Annotated in this window: 24 protein-coding genes; 2 read left to right on the top strand and 22 right to left on the bottom strand. The window is 28.9% G+C overall.

Features of this window, described 5'->3' with window-relative positions; genetic code table 11:
• Window positions 1-238: 238 nt before the first annotated feature.
• Entirely contained in the window at window positions 239-3,196 is a 2,958-nt protein-coding gene (locus ACWPW7_RS04015; RefSeq protein ID WP_454052482.1) for a heavy metal translocating P-type ATPase, read from the bottom strand.
• Window positions 3,197-3,788: 592 nt separating this feature from the next.
• Here ACWPW7_RS04015 and ACWPW7_RS04010 point away from each other — a divergent pair.
• The gene (locus tag ACWPW7_RS04010; RefSeq protein WP_454052481.1) at window positions 3,789-4,526 is read left to right on the top strand and encodes an AAA family ATPase; all 738 of its coding nucleotides are present in this window, start codon (window positions 3,789-3,791) and stop codon (window positions 4,524-4,526) included.
• A gap of 73 nt (window positions 4,527-4,599) precedes the next feature.
• Here ACWPW7_RS04010 and ACWPW7_RS04005 read toward each other — a convergent pair whose 3' ends face one another.
• From ACWPW7_RS04005 to ACWPW7_RS03975, 7 genes are all read right to left on the bottom strand, one after another.
• Window positions 4,600-6,051, bottom strand: a complete 1,452-nt coding sequence (locus ACWPW7_RS04005) for an FAD-dependent oxidoreductase (RefSeq protein WP_454052480.1) — start codon at window positions 6,049-6,051, stop codon at window positions 4,600-4,602.
• A gap of 16 nt (window positions 6,052-6,067) precedes the next feature.
• A complete protein-coding gene (locus tag ACWPW7_RS04000) occupies window positions 6,068-6,415 on the bottom strand; it encodes a DUF1667 domain-containing protein (protein ID WP_454052479.1) in 348 nt (115 codons plus the stop codon).
• A 2-nt stretch (window positions 6,416-6,417) separates the two neighbouring features.
• On the bottom strand, window positions 6,418-7,677 hold the full coding sequence (locus ACWPW7_RS03995; protein ID WP_454052478.1) for an NAD(P)/FAD-dependent oxidoreductase: 1,260 nt from the start codon (window positions 7,675-7,677) through the stop codon (window positions 6,418-6,420).
• A gap of 14 nt (window positions 7,678-7,691) precedes the next feature.
• The gene (locus ACWPW7_RS03990) at window positions 7,692-9,131 is read right to left on the bottom strand and encodes an FAD-dependent oxidoreductase (RefSeq protein ID WP_454052477.1); all 1,440 of its coding nucleotides are present in this window, start codon (window positions 9,129-9,131) and stop codon (window positions 7,692-7,694) included.
• A 231-nt stretch (window positions 9,132-9,362) separates the two neighbouring features.
• Window positions 9,363-10,865, bottom strand: a complete 1,503-nt coding sequence (gene glpK / locus ACWPW7_RS03985; RefSeq protein WP_454052476.1) for a glycerol kinase GlpK — start codon at window positions 10,863-10,865, stop codon at window positions 9,363-9,365.
• A gap of 239 nt (window positions 10,866-11,104) precedes the next feature.
• On the bottom strand, window positions 11,105-11,671 hold the full coding sequence (locus ACWPW7_RS03980) for a glycerol-3-phosphate responsive antiterminator (RefSeq protein WP_454052475.1): 567 nt from the start codon (window positions 11,669-11,671) through the stop codon (window positions 11,105-11,107).
• Window positions 11,672-11,830: 159 nt separating this feature from the next.
• The gene (locus tag ACWPW7_RS03975) at window positions 11,831-13,366 is read right to left on the bottom strand and encodes an FAD-dependent oxidoreductase (RefSeq protein WP_454052474.1); all 1,536 of its coding nucleotides are present in this window, start codon (window positions 13,364-13,366) and stop codon (window positions 11,831-11,833) included.
• Between the two features lie 287 nt (window positions 13,367-13,653).
• Between ACWPW7_RS03975 and ACWPW7_RS03970 the strand changes: the two genes are divergently transcribed.
• Window positions 13,654-15,459, top strand: a complete 1,806-nt coding sequence (locus ACWPW7_RS03970; protein WP_454052473.1) for a glycerophosphoryl diester phosphodiesterase membrane domain-containing protein — start codon at window positions 13,654-13,656, stop codon at window positions 15,457-15,459.
• A gap of 226 nt (window positions 15,460-15,685) precedes the next feature.
• Here ACWPW7_RS03970 and ACWPW7_RS03965 read toward each other — a convergent pair whose 3' ends face one another.
• The 14 genes from ACWPW7_RS03965 to ACWPW7_RS03900 all read right to left on the bottom strand — a co-directional run bounded on the left by ACWPW7_RS03965 (window position 15,686) and on the right by ACWPW7_RS03900 (window position 25,355).
• Window positions 15,686-16,336, bottom strand: coding sequence for a Fic/DOC family protein (locus ACWPW7_RS03965; RefSeq protein ID WP_454052472.1), 651 nt, complete (start codon window positions 16,334-16,336; stop codon window positions 15,686-15,688).
• 10 nt (window positions 16,337-16,346) lie between these two features.
• The gene (locus ACWPW7_RS03960) at window positions 16,347-16,541 is read right to left on the bottom strand and encodes an antitoxin VbhA family protein (RefSeq protein ID WP_454052471.1); all 195 of its coding nucleotides are present in this window, start codon (window positions 16,539-16,541) and stop codon (window positions 16,347-16,349) included.
• A gap of 879 nt (window positions 16,542-17,420) precedes the next feature.
• Entirely contained in the window at window positions 17,421-17,561 is a 141-nt protein-coding gene (locus ACWPW7_RS03955; protein ID WP_454052470.1) for a hypothetical protein, read from the bottom strand.
• Between the two features lie 827 nt (window positions 17,562-18,388).
• Complete coding sequence (locus tag ACWPW7_RS03950; protein ID WP_454052469.1) at window positions 18,389-18,529, bottom strand: hypothetical protein; 141 nt, start codon at window positions 18,527-18,529, stop codon at window positions 18,389-18,391.
• A gap of 667 nt (window positions 18,530-19,196) precedes the next feature.
• Entirely contained in the window at window positions 19,197-19,340 is a 144-nt protein-coding gene (locus tag ACWPW7_RS03945; protein ID WP_454052468.1) for a hypothetical protein, read from the bottom strand.
• A gap of 77 nt (window positions 19,341-19,417) precedes the next feature.
• Entirely contained in the window at window positions 19,418-19,576 is a 159-nt protein-coding gene (locus ACWPW7_RS03940) for a hypothetical protein (protein WP_454052467.1), read from the bottom strand.
• A 150-nt stretch (window positions 19,577-19,726) separates the two neighbouring features.
• Window positions 19,727-19,933, bottom strand: coding sequence for a DNRLRE domain-containing protein (locus tag ACWPW7_RS03935; RefSeq protein ID WP_454052466.1), 207 nt, complete (start codon window positions 19,931-19,933; stop codon window positions 19,727-19,729).
• Window positions 19,934-20,068: 135 nt separating this feature from the next.
• On the bottom strand, window positions 20,069-20,233 hold the full coding sequence (locus ACWPW7_RS03930) for a hypothetical protein (RefSeq protein WP_454052465.1): 165 nt from the start codon (window positions 20,231-20,233) through the stop codon (window positions 20,069-20,071).
• Between the two features lie 382 nt (window positions 20,234-20,615).
• Entirely contained in the window at window positions 20,616-20,864 is a 249-nt protein-coding gene (locus tag ACWPW7_RS03925) for a hypothetical protein (protein WP_454052464.1), read from the bottom strand.
• Between the two features lie 119 nt (window positions 20,865-20,983).
• Window positions 20,984-21,115 carry a hypothetical protein gene (locus ACWPW7_RS03920; RefSeq protein ID WP_454052463.1) on the bottom strand — a complete coding sequence of 44 codons (132 nt, stop codon included), beginning with the start codon at window positions 21,113-21,115 and terminating at the stop codon, window positions 20,984-20,986.
• Between the two features lie 617 nt (window positions 21,116-21,732).
• The gene (locus ACWPW7_RS03915) at window positions 21,733-21,924 is read right to left on the bottom strand and encodes a hypothetical protein (protein ID WP_454052462.1); all 192 of its coding nucleotides are present in this window, start codon (window positions 21,922-21,924) and stop codon (window positions 21,733-21,735) included.
• A 218-nt stretch (window positions 21,925-22,142) separates the two neighbouring features.
• A complete protein-coding gene (locus ACWPW7_RS03910) occupies window positions 22,143-22,286 on the bottom strand; it encodes a hypothetical protein (protein WP_454052461.1) in 144 nt (47 codons plus the stop codon).
• A 296-nt stretch (window positions 22,287-22,582) separates the two neighbouring features.
• On the bottom strand, window positions 22,583-22,819 hold the full coding sequence (locus tag ACWPW7_RS03905) for a hypothetical protein (protein ID WP_454052460.1): 237 nt from the start codon (window positions 22,817-22,819) through the stop codon (window positions 22,583-22,585).
• A 2,377-nt stretch (window positions 22,820-25,196) separates the two neighbouring features.
• Window positions 25,197-25,355: a hypothetical protein gene (locus tag ACWPW7_RS03900; protein WP_454052459.1), complete on the bottom strand. Its 159-nt coding sequence runs from the start codon at window positions 25,353-25,355 to the stop codon at window positions 25,197-25,199.
• Between the last annotated feature and the right edge of the window lie 406 nt (window positions 25,356-25,761).

The raw sequence follows: 25,761 nt of genomic DNA, 5'->3' as shown, positions 1-25,761 counted from the left end.
TAGCTAGTCAAAGATGCGAAATATATTTTGTATCAGACAAGGAGACAGATTTTCATTATAGTTTAGCTATTATGGAGTTCTGACGACGCAGTATAATACAAAATAGATGAGCATACTGACTAGTTATTTTTTGAATATACCTCATTATCAGACAAGGCGTTAGGTTCTGTTCATAGTGACGCTATGGGCAGGTTCTGACAACGTAGTATGATGGAAAATAGGCTAACATACTGGTATATTATTTTTTTGAAGATGCCTTAAATCTCATTATTCTCATAGCATTTAATATAGCAAGCACAGATACTCCTACATCAGCAAAAACTGCTTCCCACATTGTTGCTATTCCAAAGGCACCTAAAATTAATACCAAGGCTTTAACTCCTAAGGCAAATACAATGTTTTGAATAACTATTTTTCTAGTTCTTTTTGATATTTTTATTGCAGTAGCTATTTTAGAAGGCTCATCTGTCATGATAACCACGTCTGCTGCTTCAATAGCTGCATCAGATCCTAAACCACCCATTGCAATACCTACGTCTGCTCTTGCAAGAACTGGAGCATCATTTATTCCATCACCTACAAAGGCAATATTCTTTCCTGATGATTTTTTACTATCAATATTCTCAAGTTTTTCTACCTTTTCGTGTGGTAGTAATTCAGAATAAACTTCATCAACTTTTAGTTGGCTTGCTACCTTATTTGCTACTTTTTTATTATCTCCTGTTAACATAACAGTATTTTTAACTTCATTATCCTTTAATTCTCTAATGGCTTGTATAGCATCTTCTTTTAATGTATCTTCAATTACTATGCTTCCTGCATAAACTTTATCTATTGCCACATATACTACTGTTCCTACTGAATCAGTTTCTTCAAATTTTACTTTTTCAGCATTCATAAGCTTATTGTTACCTGCTGCAACCCTTTTACCTTCAACTTCTACAACTATTCCATGACCTGCAATTTCTTCATAATTGTTTACATCATCTTTATTAATTTCATTTTTATATGCCTTAACAATTGAAACTGCAATAGGGTGATTAGAGTAGCTTTCTGCATAAGCTGCATATTTTAAAACTTCGTCTTTATTAAATCCATTTGATGAATTTATTTCTGTAACGTTAAATACTCCTTGAGTAAGCGTTCCTGTTTTGTCAAATACTACTGTCTCTACATTGTTAAGAGCTTCTAAATAGTTACTTCCTTTAATTAAAATACCATGTTTTGAAGCTGTTCCTATTCCACCGAAAAATCCTAAAGGAATAGATATTACAAGAGCACAAGGACAAGAAATAACTAGAAATACTAAGGCTCTATATACCCACTCTTCAAAAGTTGCATCACTTATAAATATTGGAGGTAGTATAGCTAGTACAGCTGCTATAATTACTACTGCTGGAGTATAATATTTTGCAAACTTTGTAATAAAATTCTCTGCTTTTGCTTTACGGTTACTTGCGTTTTGTACAAGATCTAATATCTTAGAAACTGTAGATTCTCCAAATTCTTTAGTTACTCTTACAGTAATTACTCCATTTTGATTTATAAATCCACTGAGTACATCATTTCCCTCTTCAACATTACGTGGCATTGATTCCCCTGTAAGTGCTGATGTATCTAGCATTGATTTTCCCTCAATGACTACTCCATCTAATGGAACCTTCTCTCCTGGTTTTACAACTATAATGTCATCCACTGAAACTTCTTCTGGTGATACTTTAACTATTTCTCCATCTGTCTTTAAGTTTGCAAAGTCTGGTCTAATATCCATTAGTGAACTTATAGACTTACGAGATCTATTTACAGCTATATCTTGGAATAACTCTCCTACTTGATAAAACAACATAACTGCTACACCTTCTGGGAATTCTCCAACAGCAAATGCACCAACAGTTGCAATAGTCATTAAAAAGTTTTCATCAAAAATTTGTCCACGAGTAATATTTTTTAGTGCTCTAAGAACAATTTCTCCTCCTACTATAAGGTAAGCAATTAAGAATATTGCTAGCTCTATATTGGTGTTAAACTTACCAATTATTCCAGTAGCAAATATTGCACCGCCTAATGCAAGTTTTAGTATAGCTTTTTTGGTGCTTCCATCCCCATGACTATGTCCATATTCTTCCTCTTCTTCATCATGGCGATGTGCAGCTTCCTCATGATGATGTTCATGACTATGATCATGACCACTACAACAACTAGTCCCTCTAGTTTGTAAAGTTGCTATAGATTTTTTTCCTATTTTGTCCTTAACAACAACATCTGGTTCTAATTTTTTAACTATAGCCTTTATTTCTTCCTTAATATCATTTAAGTTTTCACCTTCTCTAGGCTTAAAAATTAAAGTTTTAGTCATAAAATTTACTGTTACTTCTTCTACGCCTTTTATCTCTCTAACTTTATTTTCTATTTTAGAAGCACAGTTTGCACAATCTAAGTTTTCTAATATAAGCTCTTTTTTAGCTTTCATATTACTTTTCTTCGCTTTTTCTTTTACAATTACATCTGGCTCCAATTTTTTAACTATGGCTTTTATTTCTTCTTCAATTTTGCTTAAATTTTCTCCGTCTTTAGGCTTAAGATTTAAAGTTTTAGTCATAAAATTTACTGTTGCTTCTTCTACACCATTTACTTCTCTAATCTTATTTTCTATCTTAGAGGCACAGTTTGCACAATCTAAATTTTCTAATATAAACTCTTTTTTAGCTTTATAGCTTATTTTTTTAGCTTTTTCCCTTACAACTACGTCTGGTTCTAATTTTTTCACTATAGCTTTTATTTTTTCTTCAATTTCATTTAAGTTTTCTTCGTCTTTAGGTTTAAAGATTAAAGTTTTAGTCATAAAGTTTACTGTTGCTTCTTCTATTCCGTTTATTTCTCTAATCTTATGTTCTATTTTAGAGGCACAGTTTGCACAATCTAAATTTTCTAATATAAGTTCTTTTTTAGCTTTATAATTCATTTTTTTAGCTTTTTCTTTTACGATTACATCTGGTTCAAGCTTATTAACTGTATTTTTAATTTCATTTATTATTTCATTTACATTAGCCTCATCATGTGGTTCAAAAGTAAGAGTTTTAGTCATAAAGTTTACTGTTACTTCTTTTATGTCCTTATTATCTTTTACTTTGTTCTCTATTTTTGAGGCGCAATTAGCACAATCAAGATTCTCAAGTATTAATTGCTTTTTACCCATATTACTACCCCCTTTAATCTGAACATATGAACAATCATTCATATGTTATATTATAATCATACTCTTGTTTTTTGTTACTGTCAATATAGATAAAAAGTATATTCTTAACAGATTTTTAACAAATTTTGTTTATTTCAATTAATCTCAATAATTTTAAAAATGTGATGATATCTACATTATATCTTTACTTTAGTAATATTTCTAAATTTTATTTCTTTGATACTTTTATTGCTAAACATCTTATTACTTAGTCATTATAGTGAAACTATAATTTATAGCTAAAATATCATTATCTACATTTTCGTTAAAAATTATATTTTTAATACCTTTTTTAAAAACACTATTAGTATTATCAACAATGGTAATGATAATACTAACAAATTAATATGTGATAAAAAAATTTATAATGTACTAAAAGAAATAGAAATACTAGAAGAATAACACACATCTAAAACTACAATTTTTACTTATTCTAAAGAACTGTAGTTAATTATCCCATCTTAGAATTAATTATTAATTTAAATACCTTTATTAAATTTATCTTAACACTTATAATAATATTTAATTATGAACTTTTATTGGGGTGTAAGAATTGAGTTACTTAAAAAGAATAACTTTTAACTGGAACAAAGTAAAAAATAAAAATGTGTATCCTTTTAATATTAAATCATTAATGAATACTGATTTTATAGATACAGAACATAATGTAGTCTTTTTAGTAGGGGAAAATGGATCTGGTAAATCAACATTATTAGAGGCTCTTGCTCATAAAATTGGATTTTCAACAAAAAGTGGAAGCCAAAATTCCATACTTAATAGTACTTTAGATGATTTATCTTTAAGTTCTATTATGACTTTATCATGGCTACCTAAAATTAATAATGGCTTCTTTTTAAGAGCAGAAACTTTATTTAACTATGCTGAATATCTTGAAGATTTGGCGAATGATCTTTATATAGATAGAGATGAAGTGTATGCTGCATATGGAAATAAAGAGCTTTATGCTCAATCTCATGGTGAATCTTTTTTAAGTGTAATAACAAATAGATTCTCTAGAAAAGGAATTTATCTTTTAGATGAGCCTGAAGCTGCATTGTCACCTGAAAAACAAATAGCTTTTTTAAAAATACTTCATGATACTATAGATGGAACAAAATCTCAATTTATAATCGCTACCCACTCACCAATAATAATGTCTTATCCAAATGCAATTATATACGATTTTAATGGTGATTTTATAAGGAAGATAAACTATGAAGATACTGAACATTTTAAACTTACTAAAGACTTTTTAGATAATAGAGAAAGATATTTTAAATATTTATTTTAATATACAACTTAATAAATAAAAAAGCCGTGATATCTCACGGCTTTTTATCTTATAAATTATTGTCTGTATTATTTTATATGCCTAACTGCTTTAATATTTCTGACTTACCTACTCTATTTACTCCACTATATTCAATATCTTCTTTATCATCAATTTTAATATTGTATTCCCTTTCGATTATTTCTTTTATTCTAGATTTACAAAAGGTTCCCTGGCACCAGCCCATAGATGCTCTGGTTCTTCTTTTTACTCCATCAATGGTTGTAACTTTAATACCTCTATGAAGTGAATCTACAATTTCTCCTTCTGTTACCTGCTCACATCTACAAATAATCTTTTCTGGGCAAGAATCTATATCTATCTTATCCTTTATTTCCTTAAAAGGCACAAGATCTTTTTTAGTAATTATAGGTTTTCTATAAGCTATAAAATTATCTTTCTTCTTAAGAACACATCCTGCATTTTCTAATATGTCTTTAACCATTAGTGCTATAGCAGGTGATGAGGTAAGTCCTGGTGATTGAATTCCTGCCACATTTATAAATCCCTTTGTAGATGTTTCCTCAATTATAAAATCATCTGTGCTGCTTCTAGCTCTTATACCTGTGAAACTTCTGATAAATTTATTAATCTCAATTTTATCTGTAGTTGCTTTAGCAAGTTCTAATATTTTATTCATTCTTTCTATATGGGTAGAAGTATCTTCTTTTTCTGAATCATCGGAAGCATCTGGTCCTATTAATAAATTACCATGATAGGTGCTTGTTGCCAAAACACCTTTGCCATAAGCGGTAGGCATTTGAAACACTACTGTATTAAGAACTTTTCCCGTATCTCTAGCAAATAGTAGGTACTCACCACTTCTAGGAAGAATTTTAAAATAATCCTCGCCTACCATAGAAGAAATTTCATCACTATAAAGGCCTGCTCCATTTATTACAAATCGGGAAGAAAAATTTCCATTGTTGGTCTTTATATTAAAAATATTATCTTCTTTTTCTATGGATAAAACCTTGCTATTTAAGAATAACTCTACACCGTTTGCTATGGCATTTTCAGCAAGTGCAATTGCCATCTCATAAGGAGAACATACTCCTGCTCCTTTACAATAAAGAGCATATTTTACATTAGGATTAATATTAGGTTCAATTTTTAATATTTCTTCTTTATTTATAATGCTTAAATCATGGCAACCATTCATAATTCCATTTGCCATAAGACCTACTAATGCTTTTATATCCTCTTCAAAGCTTATTACTAATGAGCCTGTTTTTCTAAATCCAAAATTCAATTCTTTATCAAGCTCTTCATACATCATTCTTCCCTTGTAACAAAGCTGCCCTTTTAAAGTAGCGTGTTTTTCTGCATATCCTCCATGAACTATAGCACTATTTGCCTTTGTAGCACCCATAGAAACATCCACATCTTTTTCTATTAGCGCAATAGAAAGATCATATCTAGAAAGCTCTCTTGCAATTGCTGTGCCTACAATTCCTGCCCCTATAATTGCTACATCATAAATCATACTCTTCTCCCCTAAGCTACATATTTCTTGTTGCTATCAAGTCTATTCCTGTTCCTAGTACATTTTCAATTATTACATCTCCAACTTTTATTGGTGAAGATACTTCAATATCATCTAAAAGTTTCATACATTGAAAGTTTAAATCTTTAGGTATTGCACCATTAGTTTTTACAGGAAGTCTATTATGAATTCCTCCCTTTATTTTAACAGTTGAAGTTACTACTCTTGTTGGAGAAGTTAATTCTTTAACCCCATATTCTGCACCTCTTGGACATAAATTACCACTAACTTTATAATTATTGTCTACATCTATTTCTAGATGACACCCTCTTGGGCATATTATACATATTAATTCTTTAGTCATAATTAACTCTCCTTCTCCACAGAAATTATTATTTCATCTTTATTAACACTTTCGAGAATACCCTTAGGAATCATTATTTTTTCCATTTCTCCTGGTGCCATATGCTTTCTCTTAAAGCTTAAAAGATCTTTATCATCAGCTTTTACCTTGATAACAACATCTTGATAGACATTATTTACTCTCATAAATACATCTATTCCCTTATCAAGATTTTCTACTCTTACTTTTTGTGGTACTGTGTAATTTATAGCATTACCATTTTTAATATAAATATAGTCTTCGCTATTTTTAATTTCCCCTTTTATATATTTTGCTGCATTACGTCCTGCTCTTTGGCTTTCAGAAGTAACAAAATCAACTAAGTCATGCACATGAACTACATTTCCACAAGCAAAAATACCTTCAGCACTAGTTTCCATACTTTCATTTACTATAGGTCCACTAGTTCTTCTATCTATTTCAACGCCTGCTTTTTTAGATATTTCATTTTCTGGTATTAATCCTACTGATAGTAAAAGTGTATCGCATTTAAATTCTACTTCTGTTCCCTTTATAGGAATTCTATTTTCGTCAACTTTTGAAATGACAACAGATTGAACTCTACCATCACCCTTTACATTAGTTACAGTATGTGAAAGATACAATGGAATATTATAATCATTTAAGCATTGAACAATATTTCTATTTAATCCATTTGAGTAAGGCATTAATTCAACTACAGCATGAACCTTAGCTCCTTCAAGTGTCATCCTTCTTGCCATTATAAGCCCTATATCTCCAGAACCTAATATAACAACATCTTTTCCTACCATATAGCCTTCCATATTAACGTATCTTTGAGCTGCTCCTGCTGTAAATACTCCTGCAGGTCTATCTCCTGGAATTGCTATAGCTCCTCTTGTTCTTTCTCTACATCCCATTGCTAAAATTATAGCCTTAGTGTTAATTATCATATATCCATCTTCTGAATTTATAGCATGAATTTCTTTGTTTGGTGTTACATCTAAAACCATCGTATCTAACTTAACATCAACAGTAGTTTTATCTAATAAATCTATAAACCTTTGAGCATATTCAGGTCCTGTAAGCTCTTCTTTAAAAGTATGAAGTCCAAAACCATTGTGAATACATTGCTCTAATATTCCTCCAAGTTCCTTATCTCTTTCAATGATTAATATATTTTCTACTCCATTATTATGTGCTTCTAATGCTGCTGCAAGCCCTGCTGGACCTCCACCAATAACTACTAAATCGTAATTCATTTTTACGCCTCCTGCTATTTCTTTTTAGTTTCACCTGTTAAAATATAAGAATTATTTTTATCTAGAAGTATTTCCTCAAGATTTTTTCCAAGTTCCTTTGATAAAATTTCTTGAACTCTTGGTCCACAGAAGCCACCTTGGCATCTTCCCATTCCTGGTCTACATCTCTTTTTAACTCCATCTAAGGTGGTTGCCCCTACTGGTCTTCTTATACTATCTATTATTTCTCCTTCTGTTATGTTTTCACATCTACAGATGATTCTTCCATAGCTCGGATTTTCCTTGATTATTTCAGCCTTTCTCTCTGGTGAAAGTTCCATAAATACTATTTGCTTACGTTCTCTTATAAAATTTTTATTTTCCTTAAATTCTAAACCGCTATCTTTTAAAAGTTTAATAGCTTCTAAGGCTATTGCTGGTGCTGAGGATAATGCTGGAGATTTCATACCTGCTAAATCTATAAATCCTTTTGCATCCTCCGCTTCTTCAACAATAAAATCAGTTCTTTCAGAATATGCTCTAAGTCCAGCAAAATTTCTTATACTATCTCTAAAAGCAATATTTTTAACTGATAGTGCAGCCTTTTCTCTAACAAAGTCTAATTGTTCACTTGTAGTTGAAAAGTCTTCTCTACTTATTATGCTTTCTGAATCTGGTCCTACAAGAAGATTTCCATGAACTGTAGGTGTAACAAGCACTCCTTTACCATGTTCATTTGGACATTGAAAAATTGTTTTCTTTACTAATTCTCCCTGTGTTTTATCCATTACAAAATATTGTCCCTTTCTAGGGCTAATAGCATAGGCAGGCTTAGCTACCATATTATGAACTTTATCTGCATAAATCCCTGCTGCATTAACTATATATTTTGTATAAATTGGTTTCTCTGAATCGTTAATAGTTATTGTATATCCATCTTCTAATTTTTCTATTGAAGTAACTTCAGCACTTAGTTGAAGCCTTACTCCATTGACAACTGCATTTTCCATAAGTGCAATTGTATATTCCCATGGACCTACTATTCCCCCTGTAGGTGCATGTAATGCTCCTGCTATTTCTGGGCTTATATTTGGTTCCAGTTTTAAAGTTTCTTCTTTAGTTAATATTTGAAGATTTGGCACTCCATTTTTTGTACCATTTTCATAAAGTGAATTTATTGTTTTTAAATCTTCATCATTAAAAGCTAATACTAGTGAACCTATTCTTTCAAATGGAACATCTAGTTCATTACAGATTTCTTCAAACATTTCATTTCCCTTAACATTAACTTTAGCCATCATAGTTCCATTTTTAGGATCATAACCTGCATGAACAATAGCACTATTTGCTTTTGTTGTCCCATTTGCAACATCATTTTCTTTTTCTAACACCTTCACATTTAAATCATACTTTGCAAGTTCTCTTGCTACAGAAGCACCTATTATTCCTGCTCCTATTACTACTACATCATACATAAACAATTCCTCCCAAAGCGTTATTTCAATTGACAATTGAGAATTAACAATGGACAATTGTGAACATTTCTCAGCATAACTGAGAAATTAATAACTATATTTTATAAACTAATTTTCTTAAAATAATATTTAACCTAATTTTTCATCTTTAAATAACATTTGTTTTTGAATCTTCAATATAGATTAAAAAGTAACCATAATTTTTAATTCTTCATCCTTAATTCTTAATTTCTAAGCATCATGTTCTTCCCACTCTTGTGCTCTTATGACTGCTTTCCTCCAACTTTTGTAAAGCTTTTGTCTTGTTTCCTCTTCAAGATTTGGTGTATATTCGTTATCTATATTCCATTTATCCATAATCTCTTCTTTATCTTTCCAAAAGCCTACAGCTAGCCCTGCTAAATAAGCTGCACCTAATGCAGTAGTTTCCCTTATAAGTGGTCGTCTTACGATTTTCCCTAAAATATCTGATTGAAATTGAAGTAAAAATCCATTTGAACTTGCTCCTCCATCAACCTTTAGTTCTTCAAGCTCAAGGCCTGTATCCTCTATCATTGCATCAATTACGTCCTTAGTTTGATAAGCTATAGATTCAAGAGCAGCTCTTATTATGTGGTTTCTATTTGCTCCTCTTGTTAATCCAAAAATAGCTCCTCTAGCATACATATCCCAATAAGGTGCTCCAAGTCCAGTAAATGCAGGAACTATGTAAACTCCACCATTGTCTTTAACCTTTTGAGCAAAGTACTCTGTATCATTTGAGTCATTTACTATTCTAAGCTCATCTCTAAGCCACTGAATAACTGCACCTCCAACAAATACACTTCCTTCAAGAGCATAATGGACTTTATTGTCAATTCCAATTGCAATTGTTGTTATAAGTCCATTTTTACTTTGTATTATTTCGTCACCAGTGTTCATTAGTAAAAAGCATCCTGTGCCGTATGTATTTTTTGCAGATCCCTTTTCAAAGCAAGCTTGACCAAATAGTGCTGCTTGCTGGTCTCCTGCTATACCTGCTATAGGTACTCTTGTACCACCTTTTCCACCAAGGTTAGTCCTTCCATAAATTTCACTACTATTTTTAACCTCTGGAAGCATACTTTCAGGTATATTTAAGGCTTTTAATATTTTTTCATCCCATTTTAATGTTCTAATGTTAAAGAGCATTGTTCGTGACGCATTAGTATAATCTGTTACATGAACTTTTCCATTGGTTAGTTTCCAAACAAGCCAGGTATCTACTGTTCCAAATAATATTTCTCCATTTTCAGCTTTTTCTCTAACGCCTTCAACATTATCTAAAATCCATTTAATTTTTGTGGCAGAAAAATATGCATCTACAACAAGACCTGTATTCTCTCTAATATATGATTCCCAGCCATCTGCCTTTAGTTTGTCGCATATTTCTGCTGTTCTTCTACATTGCCACCCTATAGCATTATAAACCGGTCTTCCTGTCTCTTTATCCCATAAAATTGTAGTTTCTCTTTGATTTGTAATTCCTATAGCAGCTATATTTTCTGCTAGTAATCCTGTCTTTGCTAAAACCTCTGTTAAAACCCCATATTGAGATGCATAAATCTCCATAGGATCTTGCTCCACCCATCCCTTTTGAGGATACATAGGTGTAATTTCCTTTTGAGCAATTTCGAGAATATTTTGATCCTTATCAAAAATTATTGCTCTTGAACTAGTAGTCCCTTGATCTAGTGCTACAATATACTTTTCCATGTGATACTCCCCCATCATATATATTAAATTTACAAAGTTAATGTATAGCCGAATATCGCTGCGGTCTTATGTATTTAAATCTACAACTTGAAATAATTGAGAATTGACTATGGACAATTATAGTGCAAAATAATCCTTTTATTTTGTACCAATTATTCAATAAATAGAAAACAAAAAACTACAAAAACAACACACCTAAAAAGGCGTTTTGTTTTTGTAGTTTATCTCTTAATCTCTTACTACATAAACCATATTTCATTTTTTGTTGAAGATACTGCCGTAGCTCCTGCTTGAAGCGCTAGCATTATATCTTCTTTATCTTCAATTAATCCTCCAGCAATAACTGGTAGATTAGAAAAACTAACTATTCTTTTTATAATCTTTGGCATAACACCAGGTAAAATTTCAATAGCATCTGCATATCCAGAATTCATATGCTTTTTACTCCCCTCAAGGGATAATGAATCCAATATGAAACATCGTTGTACCGTTATAAGCCCTTGCTCTTTAGCATTTTTTATCATACTAGCTTTAGTGCTTATAATTCCATCAGCTTCTGTATTCTCTTTTAGAAAATTTATTATAATATCTCGATTTGAAAGTCCGTCAATTAAATCAATGTGAACAATGGCTATTCTATCACTATCTTTAACTTTCTTAACTATGTTTCTAATGTTGCATATATCACCAAATAGAATAAACACAACCTTCGAATCAGCTTCTAATGCTTTTTCGAGTCCTTCCATATCCTTAACAGCAGATACTACAGGTACATCCTCTAAAGCTTCATAAAACAACTTTCCCATCTTAATACCTTCTTACTATTTATTATAATATAATTGTTACATAAAATAAAGTAAATGAAAAGGTTTTTCCTCATATTTATAAAAAATTGCATAAATTATTGTGAATTTATGCAATTTTTATCAATAGCACTGTTAATTTTTACTTATATATTTATGCTATTAACCATTATTCTTAATTTTCTCTTTATCTATGTCTACCACCCTTAAAGGTTTTACTGTTGGTCCTTCTATTATTTCACCTTTTATAGTAAATCTTGAAGCGTGACAAGGACAATCCCAACTTTTTTCACTATTATTCCATTGAAGTTCACATTGCATATGAGTACATATTATCTCAACACCATAATAATTACCTTGCTCATCTCTATATACACCTATTTTTCTTCCCTCATATTCAACTACCTTACCTTCACCTTTACCTACATTCTTAATAGATTTTTCAGGATAATCCAATTTTCCTTTAGTATATCTTTGTGTGAACTTGGAAGCATTTCCTCCTAGCTCTTTAATTGATGATGCCACATTAAATCTTGAAGGTGTATAAACATCTATCCAAGGGCTTTTACCAGTACTTATTAAATCAGTAATAATCATTGCTGCAACAGTTGAGCTAGTCATTCCCCACTTTTGAAATCCTGTAGCAACATATAAATTTTCTGTATTAGCAGAATATTGTCCTATATAAGGTACTCCATCTAATGGTGTCATATCCTGTGTTGACCATTTATATATAATTTCCATACTTTCATAGAGTTTTTCTCCGTATTTCTTTAATGCCTCATAGCATTTCTCAGTATTGTAAAACTCTCCGGTTCTATGTGATTCTCCACCTAATAGCAATATATCTTTATCACCTAGTTTTTGTGTTCTAAAAGACCTTTTAGGCTTTTCTGCACTTATATACATTCCGTCTACATTTATATTTTTAGTATCTAATCCTAATACGTAGGAACGCTCTCCATGCATTCTTACAAAATAAAGACCATGACTATTTAAAATAGGAAAATGAGTTGCAACTATAACCTTATTTGCAGTTATCTTTTCATCTTTAGTTGAAAGAATTAGTTTTTTATCCTCTTTATCCACATCTAAAATTCTAGTATGCTCAAATATGTACGATCCATCACCATTTACCTTTTCTGCTAAAGCTAAAAGATATTTTCTAGGGTGAAACTGTGCTTGATTATGAAAAACTACTCCTGCCTTTATATCAAAAGGAAGAGCTACTTTCTTAGCAAACTCAGCAGATATTCCTAAACTTGCAGCAGTCTTTACTTCCCTTTCTATTTTATCTATGTATTCCTCAGATTCTGTGTAAACACAAGCTATTTTTTCTTCAAAATCACAATCAATATTATTTTCTTCAATAATCTCCTTTATCTTTTTAATTGCTGATTGGTTTGCATCTGCATATTGTCTAGCTTTTTCTTTTCCAAAATCGTTAATGAGTTTATCATAAATTAAATCATGCTGAGAAGTTATTTTTGCAGTAGTATTTCCTGTAGTATTTTCACCAATTCTATTTCCTTCAAATACGGCAACATTAAATCCACTTTTCTTTAGCATATAAGCAGTGCTAATCCCTGCAAGTCCACCACCTATTATTGCAATATCAATTTCAAAGTTACCATTTAGTTTTTCATAATTCGTGGTTTTTGTAGTGTCTAACCATAGAGATTTATTTATATTTATCATAATATTCCCTCCTATATATATTAATTTTTACAAATAAGAGGATTATTATTTACAAAATGCTAATTTTATAATTATTATATGTTTATAATTATAATATGATGATGCTAGCTTTAAAGTTGATGGATATCTTAAAATAATTTATATTTTTAATGTTATAATTAAAGATATTCTTTTAATAATTCACAATTGTGGAGGCTTCTTCTATAACGGAGAAGTTTTGAATTAATTTCAACTGTAATTATAAATTATGAAATATGAATTAAAATATTTATATAGTGGGGTATCAAATGGAAAATCAAAAAAACATAAGACAAACTTCTGCATTTAAACTATTTTTGCATTCTTACAATAGATTGATGTTTACCTATTGGGAAAATCTTATTTTTGAAACAATATATAAACTTTTAGCTATGATAGTATTTATTCCTATGATTTCTATGATATTTAACGGACTATTATCTATTGCAGGTTTTAAAGCAATCACTAATAATGAACTTTTAAGATTTGGTTTTAGTAGATATGGCTTTTTAACCATTTTAATATTACTTCCTATAGCTATAATTCTTATTTTCTTAGAATTTTCTATACTTATTATAATTTCTTATTATAGCAATAAGGGAAAAAGAGTTCTTATAGGGGATGCTTTTATAAAATCTCTTGGATATTTACCTTCTATATTTAAATATGGAATTTTAGGAATAGCAACATACCTTCTTCTTTTAGTTCCATTATTAAATATAGGCATAGGTTCTACTCTTTTACCTTCTATAGAAATACCTAATTTTATATCAGGAGAGCTATTTAAAACTACAACTGGGATAATATCTTATACAATAGTTTTTGCTATTATTATATATTTAAATATTAGATGGATTTATTCTCTTCATATTATAGTACTTGAAGGAAATAACAATTTTAGAGCTGCTGCTAAAAAAAGTAGTAAGATGGTTAAAGGAAATTACTTTAAAATTGCACTAAGAGTATTAGTAAGTATATTTATATATGTATTATTTATGCTTTTATTAATATCTCTATTAGCCTTTGTATTAATATTAATTTACCTTTTACTAAGTAATATAATTGCAGAAGAAAGTGTTATTTCTTCCGTAATAACGTCCATTTTCTTTGCTTTAGTGGTTATTGCTTTTTATATTTCTACATCAATAATTACTCCTTTTTATATAAATCTTATAACTAAATTGTATTTAGATAGATGTGATAAAAATAAAATCAATATTGAAAAGAAGAATATAAAAACTGCTGATGACAATACAAAAAGCTTTTTAGTTAAATATAAAAAATCCTTTGTTGTTTTTCTTTTATTGCCATTTGTAATTATTTCTTTTGTCCTACCTATAGTTATAGATCCTTTTGAAAGCGGCTATACAGATTTAGTAATTATGGCACATAGAGGAAGTTCATTACATGGTGTGGAAAATACTCTAGAAGCAATAGAAGGAGCTATAAATGAAAAAGCTGATTATGCTGAAATAGATGTGATTCAAACTAAAGATAATGAATTTGTAGTAATACATGATTTTAATTTAAAAAGACTTGGAAAAGTTAATGCTAATATCTCTGACCTTACCTTAGATGAAATAAGAGAAGTAACATTAAAACAAGGTGATTTTACAGGTAAAATTAGCACCTTGGATGAAGTTATCAAGTTTTCTAAGGGAAAAATAAAGCTAAATATAGAAGTAAAGTTACATGGAGAAGAAGAAGACTTTGTTAATAAATTTATAGGGATTATTAAAGATAATGATTTCACAGATCAATGTGTAGTTCAATCTACAGATTTTCCTATTTTAAAAGAAATAAAAAAAGCTGAGCCTAAACTTAAAGTAGGATATATAATATATGCTGGACTTCCTAAAGTTGAATTTATCGAAGTTGACTTTTTAACAATAGAAGAATCCTTAGTAACAGATAAAATTATACATGCTTCTAGATTACTAAATAAACCTATATATGTCTGGACTGTAAATAGTAAGAGTTCTATGGAAGGTTTTTATCTACTAGGTGTAGATGGAATAGTTACAGATGATGTTCCTACTGCTAAAGAAGTAGTAGCTGAAATGAAAGAAAACTGATTTCTTACTATGTATGAAGGTAGAAACTAGGTTCTTACTAAAATGATTTTTATTATTAATTGTGGCTATCCAAAATGGATAGCCACAAAATTATTTTCATACTAATATAAATTTAATTATAACTGAGTTTTTATAAAATGGCATTAAGAAACCAAATTATATTTTCAATATTAAAAATATACCGAAAAATTATTATATATTATTTTAAAGAATCAAGATTAATTGTTTATCTATCGTAATCATATTCTAGAGTTTTTTTACTCTCTTTCGCTCCTATTTCCATAGATCTTTTTACTATTTTCTCTAAATAATCATTTTCTGAATACTGCCCTATTGAAGCTAATACTAAAGAGTCTCTTAAATACTTACTATTTTTTTCAAATAATGTCTCTTTCATTGGAAATCCATGATGTTCTGCATACTGACAAGCAAATTTCATTGTTGTTCTTGTATTGCCCTCTCTAAAAGGATGAACCTTCCAAATTTTGGCTATTATTTCTGTAAATTCTTTTGCTTTTTGATCTAATGGCATTTCACCCCAATTGATACGATTTAATTTATTTATTGCTTTCTCTATATCAGTTTTAATTAAACTAAAATCTGAATACTCTACTGACATACCATCTAAAACAAATTCTGCTTTTCTCATATTTATAGTTCGTATTTCCCCTGCCCAATGATATAAATCTTGAAAAATATATTTATGGATTTTTTTCATATGTTCAAAGTCAAACTTCTTGATATCTACCTCATCATCAACAGTAACTAATCTCTGTACTGTAAAATCTGCCTCTGCTTGATTTAATGTTTCTAAATCTCTTATGTTTAACTTATTAATAAGTACGTTTGTACCTTTATACAAATATGAATCTGCCATAATGCCACCTCTATTTGTTTTCAGGTACTTTATACTTTTCAATTAGTTTCTTGATGTTATCTTCAATCTCAGTTTTGCCCTTTATATAATCTTCCAGCATCTCTTTACATTCCTCTGAAGGCTCAACTCCATCCAGCGAATTAATTGCAATTGCTGATCGTACTTTTTTTAATCTTTCTTTTCTTTCATTTTTACTTGTACTCAATTTCTATCACTCCAACTTCATAGCATATTTACTCATATACTTTCTATAAAATAAAAATATAAAATCATATACCTCACCGTTTAAAAATATAAAAGATTTACTTTTCGCTTCAATATTGACAGTTTATTCTGAAAATTTATATGATTTTAATAATCTAAATACATTATCTCTATTATATTATAATTTTAGCACATTCTAAATAATATAAACATTATATATATATATTTAGAATGTGCTTTTATAAATTCAGGGAGTAACTTAGTAAAAGATTTTTATACATAAATTAAAAATTAAGAATGAAAGATGAAGAATTATGGTTAAAACTCCACGTCAAAACCTTTGGAGTTTTCTAGAGTATATTTTATTTAAAGAAATTCACTAAAGTGAATTTTATCCTAAATTCCTCATTCTTAACTATTAATCCTTAATTTTCAAGAAATTAAGCTATTTTTATATGAATCTCTATTTTGAGTTCTAATATTATACTCCTGTAGCTATGCAACTATATGCTTCTTATACATTATAATAATTTAATAAAATCTCCACTTATATATCCAACACCTTTTACATAATCTATGCTCCACCAACGAACGGCAATAAGCATAGTCTAACCTTATCTCCATATTTTAATTCTCCAATTATATCATAGAAAGCATACTTCTGTCATTTCTTACATTTAGGATATCTGCTGTTACAGTTCCATATTTAAGATTCTTATTAACCTTACGGTCTTAAATCCATCTGCTATTGCTTTAGCTACATTTTTAACCTATCTTTTATATACCTCTATATCCTTTGTAGCTTCAACAAAGCATACCTCAATTATCATGGCTTCACAATCAGTATTTTTGATTCTCCTAATTGATCCACCACTATCAACTAAATATTTAATACCACGATTTTTAAACCTAGGTTTTCTAAGATTTTCAATATTGCAGTAGCCTTTTCAATAGCTAACTTTGAATTTCTATCATATACCCAAATTTCACTACCTAGTGCTCCATCATATCTGCTATGCATTGTTAAAATGAATAGAAAAATATATATCTAAATTATGAGTTAGCTTTTGTTAATACCATAATTTAATTCTGTGGATAAAAACTATCCTCTGGTAGTTGGCAAGTTGTTAAATTGTGCTGCACAACAACAAAAGAATTCAATTCCTTAATAATCTTTCTTCCTTCTGCAACTCATCAATAATTCCTCTTGCACCAGGTAAACTTTCGTATGACCATATCATACCTATTCTCATTTACCTAATATCCCTCCCCTGTTTTATCAACTTGCTTAAATACTTGGTTAGTTAATACAGTAGTACCTGTTACTAAAACACCTTGTATAGTTGACTGTATACCAAAACCTAAAAGCAAATTAGAGCATAAAATCCCTAAAAGATAATAATATATGAAGTATTATTTCATCTTTTACAGCGTTGAATTGTTTTAAAAATACCTACCAATATATAAAACTGGTATTAATATTAATGCCCTGCTCTGCTATAAAATCTTTAAATTCCATAAAAAACACCTCTACTTTTAATATAATCTTTATTTCTTCTACATCCTTTTCACTTTTTCAAATTTTTTATTATTCTCTGTGCTAAGTTTTGTATTATAGCGATTCTTCTCTATAGCTTGATTTAGTCTGTTTTCTCTCTCTATGTGTAGTCTTAAGCACATAAATTAAAAGAAATACAAACATTGTGCTAGCCCTTGACTAATTGCTACTTTTATTATTTCTGCCTCATCTCAACGCCTCGCTTTCAAAATAGGAAACAAAGCCAAAAGATTTTTCTAAATCTTTTAGCTTTGTTATATAATCCATTAATATATAACACTGCTTTTACATTATAAATCATAGCAGTATCTTCCATCTAAATTCTCATTTTTGATAATAGCAGCACCATAAATTTCGCTAAACTCTAATGAAGTTATGGAAGCTTTACCTTTTATATAACTAAACTCTCTAATAGTAGCTTTGCCTTTCAAATCCTTTTGGATTGGTATAATTGCTTTACACTCTTAAGTTATCATCTTTTACTAGTAGAGCTTTTCCACCAATTTGAATTTGGCTTATGATCGCCTTACCTTCAAATATATTTTTTTGTTTTGCAATATGTGCCTTACCTTTAAATAACTGTTTCTTAACTTGAATAATTGCTTTACCATCTATCGTTTTAAATGCTATATTTTATTTACCATACAATTTTTCATCAGTATATCTAATTAAGGCTTTACCGTTGAATATTTCTTTTTCTTACTTTTACTCTTATTTTTCCATCTATTTTGCTGGATTTAGCTATGAATGCTTTACCTTCTAATTCCTCATTGACATATCTAACTCTAACTCTACCCCTAAGTGTATCATTAGATTTAATAATACTAGCAGTACCTTTTTAGTTATCATCTTTATCTAAACTTGTAATTTTTACTTTTCCATAAATATCATCTGATATTTCGTATACTTGCTTTACCATTTATTCTATATTTCCAACACCACCTATAATATTAGATATACCTTGTAAATATCATTAAAGTTTGTATATTGGCACGCACTTAAACACGTCTAGTATAAGCTATTCTTACCACTTTAATGGCAGTTTGACTAATAATTGCCTTACCTCTTAATTGCTCATCAATTATATCATGTATTATTTCATACTTTTCCTTGCAATTTTCTCATCAAAAGTTCGCCCGCCAACAGATTTGGCACCTTGAAGTCATTAGCTTTACTAATTTTAACAATACCTTCAATCATATCTGGATATATTCTAGCTTTTGCACGGATTTTGCTATACATTTCATCTTTATCAATATATGCTTTACCCTCAATACCTTTATAAGCTTTTTGTATAGACTCAATGTTTGCTTTACCATCTATTCTATCTGCTGGTAGTATAAATGTATCAAGTCAAATACTTCTATTTCTAGCTCTGGAGCATATAATCTATCGGAATATTCTTTTGATAAAAAGCTTTTAAATTGTACCTGTTCTTCATCAAAAGCTTTCAGTAAAAATCCATAGTTACGTTCCAATTATAATACCAATCTTTTTTGCTATGGACTTAACATCAAAGGTATACTTGAAAAATAGCCCACTCTTCAGCTTGCTCTATACTTATTAATTTCTTTCTTTGAGGATGTCCATTCCATGTAATACTGTTTTCTATCCAATTTCTATCACTATTAATTTCCTAGCACTTCAAAAGCCTTTTTATCCTGTGAGTACAAGTTTAAACTAGCTCTTGTAATATGACAATTTAATGGCATTTTAGATATATCAAATTTAATAAAACTTCTATATCTAAATCCTTCTTTATCACCTACTCTTATATAAGGATATTCACCAAAGGATAATGACTTTTGTTTTTCACTAACAAGAAGTATCTTCAACTAGTGAAAATTAAAAAAAACTTTCTCTCTAGGGTAAGCCTGTATTCCAAATAAACCCCTTTGTTTGTTTGATGAATGTGCTTTATAAACAACTTACCTTTAACTCCATCGCTTATTAAAGTTCCTATTTCAACTTTACCAGTAAAATCCATCTAAAAGTAGGCGCAGACCATATATTACTCTTGCCATTACCCCATAATTAAACCATGCCAAGATTATAGCTACCTTCCATTTATTAAAATCCTGCATTGTTTGCTTAGTTTTTATTTTAGCTGTTTCATCATTGCATTGATTACTCACAACCCACTTCCTTTCTAAATTTCACTTGAAGTGGAATTTACAGTAATCTCAAATCTTCACCCTGCTCTTGCTCTATATCAGTTTTTACTCTAATATAAAAGGGAATTATTTCTTCATTGAGTAATTTGTCAATTTTAATTTCATGAGAACCTGTTCATTATCTTTTTCACTATCAATTAATATATCTGAGCACTAGAGTATTATTAAATTCTCTGTTACTTTAATAACAACATCTTTGATATTATATCCACGAGCATTTTAAATAAACAGTGCCCCTTTGCCTTGTTTTTCCTGCTAATATATTGCAAAGTTTATCCTCTTAACAATATTTCCTAAGTCATCAGAATAATATCCACCTAATTCATCGCAAAATAATAGTCCACTATACTCTCCAATAAAAATTGTAAGCAAGTGAACTTTGCTTTTCATATTCATCTTTAACAAATACTTGAATGACATTATTGCGTCCTATACTGATTTCATTACTTTTAAATTTTCTAGCTATAGAATAGGGTGTATCAAAGTAATTTGACCAATCTCCATCTAGTGGATATATCTGCTTGCCATTTAGTAACATTCTATATTTAATTTTATTTTTATCATCATCGCCTATTTCTAACCTCATTAACATTCCTATCCTTCTATTATCAACACGACTCCTGTTAAAGCGTTAAACTTCCATTCTTTTTAACTGTCTCCATTTTCTTGCTCAACTGTAATAGTTGCGGCATAATGTCGTTCTGATGTGTTTTAAAGAGTATCCTTTTGTATAACAGCTTCATCATCAATATCATATTTAATCGCAATTACTTCTTTAATAGGCTTTTCTAAAGTATCAATTTTTACATCTATGGCCTCTCCATAAGCCTGGGCATTTAACATTAAGCTAGGCTTTAGTCAAGTTGTTTGGCTTTATCTGCTGCTCTTAGAAACGCTTATCTAAGATCATAATAAATCTTTTATCATATGTGACATTTTTATGAAGCTTTAATTCCTTTTGCGATGAATTGTAAACTAAAACCTCTGCATCCTCTGATAATTCATTATATTCATTTTCGTTTAATGTGAGCTTATTACTTTTATTCCATAAATGTTTCTGATGTTAAATTTGATTGTGCTATGTTTTGTAATTTTGATAATGGGTTGTTGGTATATGGAATTATTATTATTTATAAGATAGTATTTAAATTAGACGCTTGTGAAAAAATATTTGACGCTATCATTCTCTAATTGATCCCAAAACACATATAAGATATTATTATATGCTAATACTTTTAGGAAATTTGCTTATTTTTACTATTGGCTCAAGTTAAACTACTTAAATCATTATACCATTTGGTACCATCGCCAATATTTATATCTTGCTTTATTATTTTCAATAAAAAATACATATAATATACTATTAAATATAACGCTATTAGGATAATTAGTTTCTTTATCATTATAATAATTTGAGCTGTATGATTGTGTATTTCTGCTGTCATCCCATTTATGTTGCTTTACCTTATTTGATAAACACTACTATTGCTATCATATTCAGACCAGCTTACATATAAAATATTATTAAATATAATACTATTAAGAGAATTAACATTTCTACCATTATTATAACTTAAACTACCTAAATCTTCATACCATTTAATACCATCATATATGTTATATGGTAATCTGTTATTCTCAATGAAAGACATAGGTTTATTTATATATAATATTTTCAGGATAATTACCCCCAACATTTATATCATAATTTAAACTTCCAAAATCATCATACCATTTAATACCATCATAATACCTATATCTAATTTGAACCGTATTTAATGACCTTCCACTATATTCACTCCAAAATACATATAAGTTATTATTGAATATAATAGATTGAGGATAAAATGCCTTTCCTTTATAAGATAGTTTAAACTACCATTATCATTATTCCATTTAGCTCCATTATAGTATTTATATCTAATTTGATACCCACTTCCATCATATTCTTGCAAAATACATATAAATTGTTATTAAAAACAATACTATCATGATAATCAATATTTTTACTCATATTATAATTTAAACTTTCATTATCATTGTGCCATATAGTTCCGTCATAATATTTATACCTTAGTTGATATGTTATTTTTATTATTAGTAGTAATTATATTCAATTTCTGCAAAATACATATAAATTATCATTAAATACTATACTATTACAATAGTTGGCATGTTCATTAATATCATAATTCAAACTTTTATTAGCTTCTCACCCCAATTATTATATTCATTTATATTTAAATCCTTAAACATCATCTTCACCTCACACTCTCCATACACTTTCCTTCAAATACACTTTGATAGAATTTATCTTTTTAATTTAAAATTATATTTTTTGTTATCTTCTGTTGTTATGACACTATCGTAATCTTGTTCTAGTGTTAATTGTTTTTCTGTTAGAAAATCTAGGCTGCCTATATTTTGAAAATCTTTTGAAGTAATTTGTTGAAGTAGCAAATCTTTATAAATTATAACCTGCTTATTAGGAAGCAATTGGAATTTTATATGGCATGTATAGGCTATATGGCTATTTTCGTTCTCCATTTATATCTATATCTACATTTATCAAATCTTGATTCCATATTGAACATTAAAACATTATATAAAATTATGTTATTTAGTAAGTTCTCCTTTAAATATTGTTAACTATTATTTTTAACGTCCGATGTTTTATATCCTACATTTGTATATAATACATTATCTAATAATATTTTCTGATTCTCATTCAATTTTTATAGCATTATACATTATAATTAACTTGGTTCAGTAAAATTAAATCTAACTTCTGCATTGTGTAGGTGCTTACATATGTTGATGCATATCTCCAATCCGAAGGAAAAATTAAAAATAAATTTTTTTCATTTTTTTATAGTCATACCTTTTCACCAGCTTCTGGATTTAGTAGTTGTTCTCCTACTTTTCCCATTATTTCACATCATTATCTTCTATACTAAATTTATACTTTTATCTCATATTCTTTACCATCGATCTCAAATTCAATAATATCACCCTCTATATCATTTTCATGATTTCATTAATCATCATATATGCGGTGTTCATTTTATATTCCACCAAGGATAATCACTGTAATAGGACAATAGCATTTTCATCTTTTATTAGGATTTTGCTATTTATTCCTTCCTTAACACCTATTGGCATATTTCCTCCCATTCAGTACCTAAATATGTTCCATGTAATTTATTATCCAAATGCTATCAAAACGAATATTTCCTTCAGTTCATTCATTCTATAAAGCGCAATTGGTATTCCTCATCACCTTTTAGAAGAGAACGCCTGTCCATTGTTGCTCTTTACCTTTTTCATACTCTTACTTCATAAATCCAACCTTCAAAGGAATTACCTATTTTTTGATTCCTTCTTCTGACATACTTTAGAGTGTTATTAGTTATACGTAAATTCAACACCATTTTAGCTTTTTTTTATTATCTGTGAAAGTCATTTTCAAACAGAACTTTAGGAAGACTAGAAATATACATAATCTACATTAAGTTTAAAATACTAAGCTCCGTTAGTTTTTATATTAATATCACAATTTGCTACTGTTTCAGTACTTTCTTTATCTTGCATTATAACAGTTAAAATATGCGTCTTATTTCCTTTTTGCTGTTCCCATCAATTTTTTCTTTTAGTACTATAAATTCTTTACTAATTTCTCTATAATCCATTGACCATAATCTTGTATAATTTCATTATCCAATTTAATTTGATATTTAAAATCCTCTTGTAATACTGCCTTCAATCTCCAATAAAGCACTTTCTACATCCTTGTTATCAACACAAACTAACAATTCAGGAGTTTTGAAGATTAAATCTATCAAATATATTTTTTCTTTTACCCTTAATTTCTAGTTAGTATTATCAATATTTTTCTCCATTAAGTTCACTTCCTTCATTATTTCAAATTCATCTTCAAGTAAATCATAAATTTTATAGGTTTCTATGCTATATTTAATACTTTTACTCTCTTGAAGTCTATTAAATCAATAATGTATCTTTAATTTCATTAAAATCCATAGGTTTATTAGTTTTCCATACTTTAGAAACGTCATCTAAATTCATGACTATTTCTTTACTGTTATTAATATAGTTAAAATATTTATATCCTCTGTGCCATATTTTTCATACACCATTGCTCTAATTGAATATTATCAACAGGTTGTCTAAGATTATAAAAGTTATATTTTATAGAATAGTAGTCTTTACTCCTGTTTAACTAAATATTTATTAATAAATACTTTTCAAGAAATTGCATTTGACCTATTGTGCACCATTCACTATCATAAAATTCATAAATTCAATTTTTAAATATCTATATTTTTTGCCTGGTCTTTTATAGGGATATATTCATTTATATTTGTATCTCTTTTTATGTATATAATATCTATTTTATCATAGTTAGTATCATCATTACTCATTAATATTTTTATTTTTTAGGTAAATTAGGACTATCTGTTTTGTTTCCTTGTATTGTTACTTTAGAGGACTTACTTTAGTAATAAAGTCTATTTTTTATAGCCAATCATTGAAAGAAGGATATCTGATTTGAAAACCAGCTTGTCCCCTAATTCTTGGTGATTGTCAAATGCTAAATAAGGATAATATTCTTTGGCACCACTATGCACATTTAGAAGCTGTAAAATTTTCTTTATTTAAATTATCCGTCAAATCCATCCGACCATCTTATATATTCTCACTCTCCAATCATATAAAAATGAATATTTTAAGAGGTTAAGTTGTTAATATTAAATTTCTATTATTAATGTCTAAAATTTTCTATCATTTATTAATTTAAAATTTATCTATTAAGTACATATAATTTTAAAAATACTTTTTATAAAGTTATTTTCTCAATTAATAAAACTAAATCATAAAAACCTTTATTTTAAAGTATTATCTTTTGTTACCCCACACTAAGAGCTCTTAATAAACTTTCTATGTTCTCCCAGTACTTATTACATTTGTTTGTACTATAAAACGTACCATTCTCATAATATCTGATTTTTTTAAGTCTAATATTTGAGCTGTCTTCATTAAATAAATCTTCAATATTCTCGTCCATATTCGCATAAATATATCTTCACTAGGAGGATAGGCTCCTACTTGTCATTATCATTATATGCTTTTTCTCCCATCACGGACTAAAAATAATGTTTTATACGGCATTGTAATTGTTTATATTCTTTTGGCATTTTATATTTAAATATTTCTGCTCCAAAATTTACTGTATGCCTGTACATTTCACCTTTATACACTATTAAAGTTAAGTATAAGTCTCCTTCAGCATTTAAATTATTTGCTTTTCTCTAAAATTCCATTTTTCAAAATTCCAATGTGCCATTATTTTTCTTTTTATCATATAACACACTTATTACGTCGCCCATACCATTTAGTTCCATATCCTGAACCATCAGACCAATATTTATACTTTGTATTGTAATCTGTTAATGATGAAGATTTTGTTGTTA

This window comes from Clostridium sp. Marseille-Q7071, from assembly GCF_965112025.1.
This window is presented reverse-complemented; position numbering and strand designations above follow the sequence as displayed.

Excerpts from the sequence above, each read along its gene's own strand:
- ACWPW7_RS04015 (WP_454052482.1), bottom strand. The coding sequence starts at position 3,196 with ATGGGTAAAAAGCAATTAATACTTGAGAATCTTGATTGTGCTAATTGC.
- ACWPW7_RS04005 (WP_454052480.1), bottom strand. The coding sequence starts at position 6,051 with ATGATTTATGATGTAGCAATTATAGGGGCAGGAATTGTAGGCACAGCA.
- ACWPW7_RS04000 (WP_454052479.1), bottom strand. The coding sequence starts at position 6,415 with ATGACTAAAGAATTAATATGTATAATATGCCCAAGAGGGTGTCATCTA.
- ACWPW7_RS03995 (WP_454052478.1), bottom strand. The coding sequence starts at position 7,677 with ATGAATTACGATTTAGTAGTTATTGGTGGAGGTCCAGCAGGGCTTGCA.
- ACWPW7_RS03990 (WP_454052477.1), bottom strand. The coding sequence starts at position 9,131 with ATGTATGATGTAGTAGTAATAGGAGCAGGAATAATAGGTGCTTCTGTA.
- glpK (WP_454052476.1), bottom strand. The coding sequence starts at position 10,865 with ATGGAAAAGTATATTGTAGCACTAGATCAAGGGACTACTAGTTCAAGA.
- ACWPW7_RS03980 (WP_454052475.1), bottom strand. The coding sequence starts at position 11,671 with ATGGGAAAGTTGTTTTATGAAGCTTTAGAGGATGTACCTGTAGTATCT.
- ACWPW7_RS03975 (WP_454052474.1), bottom strand. The coding sequence starts at position 13,366 with ATGATAAATATAAATAAATCTCTATGGTTAGACACTACAAAAACCACG.
- ACWPW7_RS03970 (WP_454052473.1), top strand. The coding sequence starts at position 13,654 with ATGGAAAATCAAAAAAACATAAGACAAACTTCTGCATTTAAACTATTT.
- ACWPW7_RS03965 (WP_454052472.1), bottom strand. The coding sequence starts at position 16,336 with ATGGCAGATTCATATTTGTATAAAGGTACAAACGTACTTATTAATAAG.
- ACWPW7_RS03955 (WP_454052470.1), bottom strand. The coding sequence starts at position 17,561 with ATGCATAGCAGATATGATGGAGCACTAGGTAGTGAAATTTGGGTATAT.
- ACWPW7_RS03945 (WP_454052468.1), bottom strand. The coding sequence starts at position 19,340 with ATGTATAGCAAAATCCGTGCAAAAGCTAGAATATATCCAGATATGATT.
- ACWPW7_RS03925 (WP_454052464.1), bottom strand. The coding sequence starts at position 20,864 with ATGTTAATGAGGTTAGAAATAGGCGATGATGATAAAAATAAAATTAAA.
- ACWPW7_RS03920 (WP_454052463.1), bottom strand. The coding sequence starts at position 21,115 with ATGTTAAATGCCCAGGCTTATGGAGAGGCCATAGATGTAAAAATTGAT.
- ACWPW7_RS03915 (WP_454052462.1), bottom strand. The coding sequence starts at position 21,924 with ATGTCTTTCATTGAGAATAACAGATTACCATATAACATATATGATGGT.
- ACWPW7_RS03910 (WP_454052461.1), bottom strand. The coding sequence starts at position 22,286 with ATGAGTAAAAATATTGATTATCATGATAGTATTGTTTTTAATAACAAT.
- ACWPW7_RS03905 (WP_454052460.1), bottom strand. The coding sequence starts at position 22,819 with ATGGAGAACGAAAATAGCCATATAGCCTATACATGCCATATAAAATTC.
- ACWPW7_RS03900 (WP_454052459.1), bottom strand. The coding sequence starts at position 25,355 with ATGGACGAGAATATTGAAGATTTATTTAATGAAGACAGCTCAAATATT.